This window comes from Streptomyces sp. NPDC054849, assembly GCF_053610945.1.
Window position 1 is genome coordinate 1 of the sequence record NZ_JBSGZI010000162.1, and the last position, 10,865, is coordinate 10,865.

A 10,865-nucleotide genomic window follows, 5' to 3' on the forward strand; every position below is an offset into this window, starting at 1 on the left:
GGAGGTGGTGCGTACCGCGCCCCCGCGGCGGGACCGTCAGCCGCCGGCGACCGGGCGGGCCGCGGCCCCCCGGGCGGTGGCCCGCTCGGTGTGCGCGGGGCGGCGGCCACCGACCGGAGTGACGGGCATCCGCTCGGAGCGGATCACGTGCGGACGGCCTGCCGGGTGTACGGCGGGCCGGGGTACGGGCGCGTGTCCGGTGGGGGCGCAGGAGCCCGCCGCGACGGGAGCGGCGGCCGGCGCCTCGGCGCTGTCGGTGACCCGCCGTAGCTGCCACTTGCCGCCCGCGGAGAGCAGCGGGATGAGGGCGGAGACGACCGGCGCCGGCATCCGTCCGGTCTCGGCGCGACGGCGCAGCAGCTCGCGCAGGTCGAAGACGTAGGCCTCGGACCGTGCGATGAGCGGCTCGAACCAGGGGAGCGCCAGCAGGATCAGCAGCCCCGCGGACCAGCCGAGCAGGACGTCGCTGACCCAATGGGTGCCGAGGTACACGGTGGTGGCGCCGACGCTCAGAGAGACGACCGCGGACACCACGGACAGCACCCGCCGGGTGACCACGGTGGAGGCCAGGTACGCCAGGATGCCCCAGGTCACAACGGCGTTGGCGGTGTGGCCCGAAGGAAATATATCGCCGCCCGCGAAGAGCTCGGCGGAACCGATCTCGGTGGCGTAGTGCGGGCCGAGCCGGCCGAGGCCGAGCTTGACGGAGCCCACGGTGACGTTGAGCAGCAGCAGCGCCACGCCGAGGGTGATCAGCGGGCGGAGGGTGTGCTGCCGCCAGGAGCGCCAGCCCAGCCAGGCGGCGACCATGACCGCGGTGGGCCCGCGCTGGCCGAGCACGACGAGGTAGTCGAGGAAGGCGTGCAGCTGCGGCCACTGCTCGTAGGGCCGGAAGAACATGACCTGCCAGTCCAGGCGGACCAGCCACGAAGTGGTCAGTACGGCCACCACGATGGCGAGATAGAAGACGAGGGTCGATCCCAGGAGTACGACGCGGTGCCGGCTCATCTGCGGCGTTTGCAGATGAGCCGGTCGCTCTGGTTCCCGGTCCAGCCGGGCGAACACCCGCTCCAGACGGGTCAGGATTTGGTCGGTACGCACTCAATCGACGTTACCGCGCGGCGATGGGCACCCCGGGCGAATCGCAGGCTTTGTGATGACCATGTGATGTGGAGTTGGTCTCACGCGGGACTTAATTGCCGTTATTTCGGAAGCGGTTGCACTCTTCTTGATCCACTGTCCGGGAAATTCTTTCCGTCACTTACCCGGACTTTATTGCCGCAGCTCATTTCTTTTGCTGAAAGTTGGTTGGGAATGATTCATTCCGTTATATGCGGACTTCAGGGAGGTCCCGAGCCGTTCAGCCAGAACGCCCCGTAGGCCGCCGAGGCCAGCGCCAGCGCACCCAGCACCGCCGCCGCCGACCGGGTCCGCCACCGGGCCAGCGCAAGCGCGGGCGGCAGCAGCAGCGGGAAGGCCGGCAGCAGCAGCCGGGGCTTGGAGCCGAAGTACCCGGACGCGCACAGCGCCAGCGCCACGACGATCCCGCAGTACACGAGCAGCGGCGCCGGCTGCCGCTGCCGGACGCACGTCCCGTACAGCCACAGCACCAGCGCGACCCCCGCGATCAGGCCCACCCCGGCGAGGAACGCCGACGAGGCCAGCTTGGCCCCGACGAACCGGGCGAAGGCGTAGCCGCCGTCGAAGCCGTTGCCCCAGCCGCCTTGCACGTCCAGGTACCCGAGCAGTCCGCCCCCGGTGCGCGCGCCGACCCACAGCACGTACGCCGCCGCCCCCGCCGGAGCCAGCAGCGCCCCCGCCACAAGGGAGCCCCTTCCAGGCCAGGCCGGGCGGCCGTCCCCCTGATCCGGTCGGGCCCGAGGGGGGCGCCCCCTGCGCCGCGACGTCTCCCCGCGCCGCCAGGCCAGGAACGCGGCCACCCACACCGCCGCGACCACCGCCGCGCCGACCGGGCGGGTCAGCCCGGCCCCGGCCGAGAGCAGCCCCGCCGTGAGCCACCGGCCGCGCAGGGCCCCGTACAGCGCCCAGGCGGCCAGCGCGGTGAAGAGCGACTCGCTGTACGCCATGGACTGCACGATCCCGACGGGCAGCGCCGCCCAGACCGCCACCGCGAACACCCCGGTCCGGCGGCCGTGGAGCAGATCGGCCACCGCGAAGATCCCCCAGGCCGCGGCGAGCCCCGCGACCGCCGACACCACCAGGCCCGCGGAGCCGTACGAGAGCCCGGTCGCCGCCGACACCCCCCGTTCCAGCCACGGCAGCAGCGGGAAGAACGCCAGGTTCGAGTGAACGTCCCCGTTCGGGAGGACCACCTCGTACCCGTACCCCTCCGCGGCGATGCGGGCGTACCAGAGCGAGTCCCAGCGGGCCGACAGCAGTGTGTGCGGGCTGCTGCCGGCCACCGCACCCCACACCGCGAGCACGGTCAGCCCGAGCAGCCGGACCCCCGCGAAGACGGCCAGCGCGGGCGCGGCCCGGCGAAATCCAAGATCTTCCACGGGCATGATTATCGGTGGCACCAGCAGGACGTCCCTCGAGGCCGGGGCCACGACCACGGCCCGTGACCGGGCGCGTACGCGGGGGAGGAATCGCGGTGGGGGGAGTGGCGCACGCCACACGGAGGCCGCCGCCGGGATGAGAGCTTGACCACGTATCGGCCAGGCGAACTCGCGTACGCTGACCGTTCACCCGCGTGTCGATGCCGGACCCCGTTGGACGCCGCACAGCGCACCACCCCCCGTGGCTCCACAAGACGCTGGTCCGCCGAGCGCGAGGGATCACCTGGGAGGTACATGCATGTCGGGGACGAACGCGGCCGGGGTCATGACCCCGTCCCCCTGGCAGCGGATCAGCGCCGCCTCCGGCGGGGCCAACCGCTGGGTCGTCCTGGCGGTTCTCTGCGTCAGTCTGGTCCTCGTCGCGCTCGACGCGACGATCCTGCACGTCGCCGTCCCCTCCGTCACCGAGGACCTGCGCCCGGGCCCGATCGAACTCCTCTGGATCGTCGACGCCTACCCGCTGGTCTGCGCCGCGCTGCTCATCCTCTTCGGCACTCTCGGCGACCGGGTCGGCCGCCGCCGCCTCCTCCTCCTCGGCTACGGACTCTTCGGCGCGGCCTCCGCGATAGCGGCCCTCGCCGACAACGCCCAGGTCCTCATCGCCGCGCGCGCCCTGCTCGGCGTCGGCGGCGCGATGATCATGCCCGCCACCCTGTCGATCCTGCGCCAGGTCTTCCCCGACCGGCGCGAGCGGGCGCTCGCCATCGGCATCTGGACCGCCGTCGCCGCCGTCGGCGCCGCCAGTGGGCCGGTCCTCGGCGGCTTCCTCGTCCAGCACTACTGGTGGGGCTCGGTCTTCCTCATCAACATCCCGCTGATGGCCCTGATCCTGCCGCTCGGACGCTGGCTGCTGCCGGAATCGCGCGGCGCGGCGGACGGCCCGTGGGACGTGCTCGGCGCGCTGATGGCCGCCGGCGGTGTGCTCGGCTCGGTGCTCGGGATCAAGCGGCTCGGCGCCGAACGGCAGCTCCTCGACGCCGAGGCGCTGGTCCCGCTGCTGATCGGCGCGGCGCTGCTCGTGCTGTTCGTACGCCGGCAGAAGCGGCGCGCGCACCCGCTGATCGACATGCGGATGTTCTCCCGCGCCGCCTTCTCCACCTCCGTCGCCTGCATCGTCCTCGCCATGCTGGCCCTGGTCGGCCTGGAGCTGATCGCGGTCCAGTACCTGCAGCTCGTCCTGCACCTCAGCCCGCTGGAGACCGGCCTGCGGCTGCTGCCGCTGACCTTCGCCGCCATGGCCGCGGGCGCCACCGGGTCCTACACACTGGGCCGGATCGGGCCCCGCACGATGGTGTCGCTGGGCTTCCTGCTGACGGCCTTCGCCGTGCTCCTGCTGACGCTGATGGGCCAGCAGGACCGGCCGCTGCTGCTGACCGCCGGCTTCATCCTGCTCGGCTTCGGACTGCAGACCACGCTGTTCGCCGCGTACGAGTCCATGCTGAGCGAGGCCCCTGCGGCCACCGCGGGCGGTGCGGCCTCGATCGGCGAGACCTCGTACCAGCTGGGCGCGGGCATCGGCATCGCGCTGCTGGGCAGTGTGATGAACGCCGCGTACCGGCCTGGGCTCGTGGGGGTGCCGGGGGTTTCGGCGGCGGACTCGGCGGGTGCGGCGAACTCTTTGGGCGAGGCGTACCAGATCGCCTCGCACCTCGGCGGGCCGGCGGGGGCCGCGCTGTACGCCGCCGCGCGGCACTCCTTCGTGCACGGCCTGCACGTGACGCTGCTGGTGAGCGCGGGGCTGCTGTTCGCGGGGGCGATGATGGCGCTGAAGCTGCCGCGGGCCATGGACCTGGAGTGCGGGGCGGCCGAGGGGGTGGCTTCGGCCGAGCCGGTGCGGTTGCCCGTGCAGGCGAAGGGTGAGGCGAGGACGTCCGCGGTCGAGCACGCCGGCTGAGCGACGGGTCGGCCGGGCTCACAGGTCGGGGCTCCGCCCCGGACCCCGCGCCCTGAACGCCGGCGGGGCTGGACTTGGCCCGGCGGGGCGTGAAAACTTGCGCTGCCAGGTTCTTCTCAGGCCGCCGGGAGGCCCCGTGTCCGCGTTCCTGCCCCATGATCCGCTCGGCCTCGACGAGCTCCTGGGGCCCGATGACCTCGCCGTCCGGGACACCGTGCGCGCGTGGGCCGCCGATCGGGTCCTGCCGAACATCGCCCAGTGGTACGAGAGCGGCGAGCTGCCCGCGATCCGGGAGCTGGCCCGGGAGCTCGGCGGCATCGGGGCGCTCGGGATGTCCCTGGAGGGCTACGGGTGTGCCGGCGCCAGCGCCGTGCAGTACGGCCTCGCCTGCCTGGAGCTGGAAGCCGCCGACTCCGGCATCCGCTCGCTGGTCTCCGTACAGGGTTCGCTGGCCATGTACGCGATCTGGAAGTACGGCTCCGAGGAGCAGAAGCAGCGCTGGCTGCCCGGCATGGCCGCGGGCGAGCTGATCGGCTGCTTCGGGCTGACCGAGCCCGACGTGGGGTCGGACCCGGCCGCGATGCGGACCTACGCCAAGCGCGACGGCGGCGACTGGGTGCTCAACGGGCGCAAGATGTGGATCACCAACGGGTCGGTGGCCTCCGTCGCCGTGGTGTGGGCGCAGACCGACGAGGGGATCCGCGGGTTCGCGGTGCCCACCGACACCGCCGGGTTCTCCGCGCCGGAGATCAAGCACAAGTGGTCGCTGCGGGCCAGCGTCACGAGCGAGCTGGTCATGGACGACGTACGGCTGCCCGCCGACGCCGTGCTGCCGCTCGTCACCGGGCTCAAGGGTCCGCTCGGCTGCCTCAGCCACGCCCGGTACGGGATCATCTGGGGATCCATGGGCGCGGCGCGCGCCAGCTTCGAGTCCGCTCTCGACTACGCGAGGACGCGGGAGCAGTTCGGCAAGCCCATCGGCGGCTTTCAGCTCACCCAGGCCAAACTGGCGGACATGGCCCTCGAACTCCACAAGGGCATCCTGCTCGCCCACCACCTGGGCCGGCGGATGGACGCGGGCACCCTACGGCCGGAGCAGATCAGCTTCGGCAAGCTCAACAACGTCCGCGAGGCCATCGAGATCTGCCGTACCGCGCGGACCATCCTCGGTGCCAACGGGATCTCCCTCGAGTACCCCGTCATGCGGCACGCCACCAACCTTGAATCGGTCCTCACCTACGAAGGCACCGTCGAGATGCACCAGCTGGTGCTGGGCAAGGCGCTCACCGGCCTGGACGCCTTCCGGTGAGAGCCCTGCTCAGCTCTGGTTGAAGAAGTCGCGCGAGCGGCCGCCCGCCTCGCCGCTCACGATCTGGGTGTCGGCCGGGGTCAGCAGGAAGACCCTGGTCGCCACCCGCTCGATCGAACCGCGCAGCCCGAAGGTCAGTCCGGCCGCGAAGTCGACCACGCGCTTCGCGTCGCCCGGGTCCATCGACGACAGGTTCACGATCACCGGCACCCCGTCGCGGAACAGCTCGCCGATGCCACGCGCGTCACGGAAGCCGTCCGGGGTGACCGTCGCGATCCGACGGCCGTGCTCCACGGCGGACTCGGAGGCCACCCTGACCCGCGGGTCGGTGACCCACTGCTCGCCGGGGCCGGCCACCGAACCCTGGGCGGCCTCCGCGTAGTCGTCGTCGTAGTAGCGCTCGTCGTCGCTGTCCTCCACGAGACCCAGCCAGGCACTCGCCTTGCGCACCGAACCCATGGACTGCCTCCTTTCACCGCGGTCAGTCTGTCTTCTCTCCGCTGCCCCTATGCTCGTCCATGATGCTGACAACGCGCCAAGTGGATAGTCGCCGCGCAGGGGTTTCGTGACGGTACTGGTGCAGAACATCCGTTGCACGGTCAAGGATCCTGGTGGCTACCACTGCTGACTGAGTGAAAATACGACCGCAGGGGCCGTACGGGTGGGCGATGCGGACGTACGGGTGAAAGACGCGGGTCGATACGATGCCCGGCAGGCACGCGTTCGACACACGGGGGAAGCGACTTGTTCGGCATCGTCAGACCTTGCACACACCGGCTGGGGGAGCGGTTCAAGGCGGAGTGGATGGCCCATCTGTGCGGGCTGTGCCTGGCACTTCGCGGGGACCACGGGCAGTTCGCCCGGATCGTCACGAACTATGACGGGTTGCTCGTCTCCGTTCTGACGGAGGCTCAGTCGGGTCCCGCGCCCGGCACCCGGCGCACGGCGGGGCCCTGTCCTCTGCGCGGGATGCGCACCGCCGCCGTGGCCAAGGGTGAGGGTGCGCGGCTCGCCGCCGCCGTCTCCCTCGTCCTCGCCTCCGCGAAGGTGCGCGACCACGTGGCCGACCGCGACGGGCTGTTGGCCCGCGCCCCCATCGCCGCGGCCGCGCGCAAGGTGGCCCGCGGCTGGGACCGGGCCGGCGCCCGCACGGGGGCCTCCCTCGGCTTCGACACGGCGGTGCTCGTCGACGCCGTGGACCGGCAGGCGGGCATCGAGACGCTGGCGGGCCCCGGCACGCCCGTGCTCGTGGTCACCGAGCCGACGGAGACCGCGACGGCCGCCGCCTTCGCGCATACCGCACAGCTGGCCGGACGACCGGGCAACGCCACCGCACTGGCCGAGGCGGGCCGGTACTTCGGACGGCTCGCGCACCTGCTGGACGCGGTCGAGGACCAGGGTGCCGACGCCGCGGCGGGCGCCTGGAACCCGCTCACCGCCACCGGGACCTCGCTCGCCGAAGCCCGCCGGCTCTGCGACGACGCCCTGCACGGCATCCGGCTGGCGCTGCGCGAGGTCGAATTCGCGGACGCCGGACTCGCCCACCGGCTGCTCGTGCACGAGCTGCGCACCTCGGTGGACCGGGCGTTCGGGACCAGCAGCTGCGGTCACGCGGCGACGGCCTCCGCCGGGCAGGGCGGGAATCCGTACGCGGGCGGCCCGCACGCGGTCGAGAACCCCTACGGCGCGAACCCGTACGGATCGAACCTCTACGGCGGCAACCCCTACGCCCCGGGGGCTCCGCAGGCCCCGGGCGGGCCCGGCATGCCGCCGCCCATGGGCCCCGGCGGCGGTGGCGGTGGCGGTGGCCTGCCCCCGCAGCGGCCGCGCCGCGGGCTGCTCGCGGGCTGTGCGGTGGCCATCGGGCTGTTCTGCACGTGCCAGATGTGCTGCACCGAGTACGAGGGCCCGTGGTCGCGGCAGCGGCGCGAGCCCCTCTGTGACGCAGGCGACTGCTGCGACGGATGTGACTGCTGCAGCAACTGCGGATGCGACGGGTGCTGCTGCTGCCCCTGCGACGGCTGCTGAGGCCCTTTCAGATTCCGCAGGCCCGGACGGCGTACGCGGGGATTCCCGTCCCGACCCGCGTGGAAGGGGTGAGCGGGATGAGCGACGACGCAGACGACCCGCACGCCGCCCGGCGCAAGCGGCACGGGCGCAGGGCCGCGACCGTGTCCGCCTCCTCCCGCCCTCTCGCGTCGGCAAGCACCCTCCCACCGGCTCCGTCCCCGGGCACAGCCGGGTCCGCCGCTGACCCGGACGGTCGAATTCCGGCCGTTCCGGGGGGCCGGCGCACGGCTGCGGGCGTCGAGCGCACCCTCCCCATCGCCGCCCCCGAGGACGACGGAAGCCTCCGGGCCGTCTTCGAAGATGCCGCCGACGGGCGCTCCGGCCACCGCTTCCATTCCCTGAACCCCGGCATAGCCGATGCACGAGCAGAGGCTGAAAGCCGCTCTTGCGACCGGTAACCGACGACAGGACACTCCCGACAGCGCTTGTCAGGGGCACGACCAAAGTTCATGCGCCGGCCGTGCCCCCGGCTGCGCCTCACGGGCTCCCGCACCCCCACATCCGCCGGGCCCCAGACCCTCTCCAGGAGGACGAAAAGTGAGGATCAAGCGCATGACCCGTACCAGGCTGCTCGCGATGGCCACCGGCCTGGCCGCCGCCGCAGCGCTCGTCGCAGTCCCCACGGCGGCGAGCGCGGACTCCCAGGACGCCGGTTTCAGCGCCGACCGGCTCGCCTCGGCCGGCGCATCCGTCCTGCGCGCCGACGTCGCGGGCACCGCCTGGCACACCGACCCCGCCACCGGGACCCTCGTCGTCTCCGCCGACTCCACGGTCTCCGCCGCCGGCATCGCGAGAATCAAGCGCGAGGCCGGGGCCGACGCTGCGGCACTGCGCATCGAGCGCATCCAGGGCAAACTGACCAAGCTGGCCTCCGGAGGAGACGCCATCTACGCGTCCAGCTGGCGCTGTTCGCTCGGCTTCAACGTGCGCAGCGGCAGCAACTACTACGCACTCACCGCCGGGCACTGCACGGACGGCGCCGGCACCTGGTGGACCAACTCCGCCCGCACCAACGTGCTCGGCTCGACCGTCGGCTCCAGCTTCCCGAACAACGACTACGGCCTGGTCAAGTACGCCAGCAACAGCCCCGTGCCCCCGGGGACGGTCGGCGGCCAGGACATCACCAGCGCCGTGAACGCCACGGTCAACATGTCCGTGACCCGTCGCGGCTCCACCACCGGCACCCACAGCGGCCGGGTCACCGGCCTCAACGCCACGGTCAACTACGGCGGCGGCGACGTCGTCTACGGCATGATCCGCACCAACGTGTGCGCCGAGCCCGGCGACAGCGGCGGCCCGCTCTACTCGGGCACCCGCGCCGTGGGCCTCACCTCCGGCGGCAGCGGCAACTGCTCCTCGGGCGGGACGACCTTCTTCCAGCCCGTGGTCGAGGCCCTCAACGCCTACGGGGTCAGCGTCTACTGACGTGACCCACGCGCCCCCGCCGCACCCCTGGACGTCCTCCCGCCTTCTGGGAGGATGTCCAGGGTGACCGTGTCCGCGGGGGAGGCAGGTTTCTGCATGAAACGTATCGGCGTGACCGGGCACCGGTCCCTTCCGGAGTCGGTGCTCGGCCATGTGGAGAGAGGCCTGCGGGCCGTACTGGGCGGCCACGAAGGGCCGATGGAGGCCTTTTCCAGCCTCGCCGAGGGAGCGGACCAGCTGTTCGCCGTCATCGCGCTCGAATACGGCGCCGACCTCACCGTGGTGATCCCCAGCGGGGACTACGAGGACGCCTTCGAGGACGCCGAGGCCCTCGACCGCTACCGGCGGCTCAAGCTCCGGGCCACCCAGGAGGTCCGGATGGACTTCACCCGCTCCACGGACGAGGCCTACTACGCCGCCGGCACCTACATCGCCGACTCCTGCGACCGGCTGGTCGCAGTCTGGGACGGGCAGCCCGCCCGCGGGCACGGCGGCACCGGCGAGATCGTCGCCTATGCGCGGGCCCTCGGAAAGCCGGTCACCGTCATCTGGTGCGAGGGCGTGTCCCGGGACTGAGCCACGCCCCCCACCATGCTCTGCTCAACTGCTGTGCCGGGCCAGCCAGTCCGTGTGCTGCGGGGAGACGTACCGCTCTGTCTCGTACACCGACGAAGGCCACTGGGACTCGGTGATGGTCGTCTGCATCACGACCATCATCGCCGCCAGATCCTGCTCGATCAGGGTGTGCGCCTCGATCAGCGGATGGTGACGGCGCACCTCGTTCCAGGCGATGCCGGCCGTCGCCGCCGCACTCAGCAGCGCGGTCAGCTTCGGCCCCGGACCCGACCCGAAGGAACCCAGCAGCGCGAACAGCAGGGCCAGGCAGGTCAGCAGCACGATCGTCCACGACCACAGGTTCGTCGCCCGCCGGGACACCTCCGTGCGCCGCCGGTACCAGTTGCGCTGCTCGATCAGCCGGTCCCGGACGTACGTCTCGCGCCGCGCCTGGTAGTCCATCCCGCGCAGCCTCTGCATCGCGCCGGTGATCTCCCCGCCCTCCGGCACCGTGCCGGCGGCCCGCGGATCGTCCCAGCCCATCTTCCGCAGCTCGTCCAGGCCCGCCTCCAGCCGCGTCCGGTACGTCGCCTCGGGTGTGGCGACCTCACTGCCGAACGGCGCGCCGTGCACCGCGTACCGCCAGGCCAGGGACTTGATGAACTCCGCCGCACTGCGGTTGAGCTGCCACTGCGGGCGGGCCCGGCGCCGGGTCGCCCGTAGACCCACGCCCAGCACCCCCGCGTACGCGAGCACGCTCAGCAGCCCGAACAGGTGCAGCGAGCCCAGCTTCGGCCCCGCGGGCAGCGCGGCGGCCCCCGCGGCCGCGACGAGCAGCACCAGCTGGGCGCGGGTGGCCTGGGTGGACTCCCGCTGCCGGGAGATCGCCGCCTGGTCGGTGTGGTGGAAGAGGGCCGGCAGGTCCTCGTTTCGAAAGGTCATGCTGTCGGTCACAGCGCCCCCCTGCTGTCGGGTGGGGACGGCGGGGACCCCCGCGGTCGCGAGGTCCCCGCCGCCCTCCGTCGGATCACAC

General features: G+C 72.4%; 9 protein-coding genes. 5 read left to right on the forward strand and 4 right to left on the reverse strand.

The genetic code is table 11. The features are described from left to right. Positions 1-36: 36 nt before the first annotated feature. Together ACWGIF_RS36825 and ACWGIF_RS36830 are read right to left on the reverse strand one after the other, a co-directional pair. Positions 37-1,101, reverse strand: coding sequence for a phosphatase PAP2 family protein (locus ACWGIF_RS36825; RefSeq protein ID WP_453504090.1), 1,065 nt, complete (start codon positions 1,099-1,101; stop codon positions 37-39). A gap of 239 nt (positions 1,102-1,340) precedes the next feature. Further along, a complete protein-coding gene (locus ACWGIF_RS36830; RefSeq protein ID WP_453504092.1) occupies positions 1,341-2,525 on the reverse strand; it encodes a hypothetical protein in 1,185 nt (394 codons plus the stop codon). Between the two features lie 292 nt (positions 2,526-2,817). Between ACWGIF_RS36830 and ACWGIF_RS36835 the strand changes: the two genes are divergently transcribed. Both ACWGIF_RS36835 and ACWGIF_RS36840 read left to right on the forward strand, forming a co-directional pair. Next, on the forward strand, positions 2,818-4,473 hold the full coding sequence (locus tag ACWGIF_RS36835; protein WP_453504094.1) for an MFS transporter: 1,656 nt from the start codon (positions 2,818-2,820) through the stop codon (positions 4,471-4,473). A gap of 136 nt (positions 4,474-4,609) precedes the next feature. After that, positions 4,610-5,782, forward strand: coding sequence for an acyl-CoA dehydrogenase family protein (locus ACWGIF_RS36840; protein ID WP_453504095.1), 1,173 nt, complete (start codon positions 4,610-4,612; stop codon positions 5,780-5,782). A 9-nt stretch (positions 5,783-5,791) separates the two neighbouring features. On the opposite strand, the gene ACWGIF_RS36845 is transcribed toward ACWGIF_RS36840, so the two are convergent. Next, complete coding sequence (locus tag ACWGIF_RS36845) at positions 5,792-6,241, reverse strand: cell division protein SepF (protein ID WP_052875748.1); 450 nt, start codon at positions 6,239-6,241, stop codon at positions 5,792-5,794. Positions 6,242-6,526: 285 nt separating this feature from the next. Between ACWGIF_RS36845 and ACWGIF_RS36850 the strand changes: the two genes are divergently transcribed. The 3 genes from ACWGIF_RS36850 (at position 6,527) to ACWGIF_RS36860 (ending at position 9,853) form a co-directional block, all read left to right on the forward strand. Beyond that, the gene (locus tag ACWGIF_RS36850) at positions 6,527-7,810 is read left to right on the forward strand and encodes a DUF5685 family protein (protein ID WP_453504096.1); all 1,284 of its coding nucleotides are present in this window, start codon (positions 6,527-6,529) and stop codon (positions 7,808-7,810) included. Between the two features lie 579 nt (positions 7,811-8,389). Continuing rightward, positions 8,390-9,277: a S1 family peptidase gene (locus tag ACWGIF_RS36855; RefSeq protein WP_453504097.1), complete on the forward strand. Its 888-nt coding sequence runs from the start codon at positions 8,390-8,392 to the stop codon at positions 9,275-9,277. 96 nt (positions 9,278-9,373) lie between these two features. Beyond that, the gene (locus ACWGIF_RS36860) at positions 9,374-9,853 is read left to right on the forward strand and encodes a hypothetical protein (protein WP_453504099.1); all 480 of its coding nucleotides are present in this window, start codon (positions 9,374-9,376) and stop codon (positions 9,851-9,853) included. Positions 9,854-9,877: 24 nt separating this feature from the next. Here the strand turns inward: ACWGIF_RS36860 and ACWGIF_RS36865 are convergent, their stop codons facing one another. Further along, a complete protein-coding gene (locus tag ACWGIF_RS36865; RefSeq protein ID WP_453504101.1) occupies positions 9,878-10,774 on the reverse strand; it encodes a DUF4231 domain-containing protein in 897 nt (298 codons plus the stop codon). Positions 10,775-10,865: the final 91 nt, after the last annotated feature.

Bases quoted from the DNA above. Each gene is read 5' to 3' on its own strand.
- ACWGIF_RS36830 (WP_453504092.1), bottom strand. From the start codon at position 2,525: ATGCCCGTGGAAGATCTTGGATTTCGCCGGGCCGCGCCCGCGCTGGCC.
- ACWGIF_RS36835 (WP_453504094.1), top strand. From the start codon at position 2,818: ATGTCGGGGACGAACGCGGCCGGGGTCATGACCCCGTCCCCCTGGCAG.
- ACWGIF_RS36845 (WP_052875748.1), bottom strand. From the start codon at position 6,241: ATGGGTTCGGTGCGCAAGGCGAGTGCCTGGCTGGGTCTCGTGGAGGAC.
- ACWGIF_RS36860 (WP_453504099.1), top strand. From the start codon at position 9,374: ATGAAACGTATCGGCGTGACCGGGCACCGGTCCCTTCCGGAGTCGGTG.
- ACWGIF_RS36865 (WP_453504101.1), bottom strand. From the start codon at position 10,774: ATGACCTTTCGAAACGAGGACCTGCCGGCCCTCTTCCACCACACCGAC.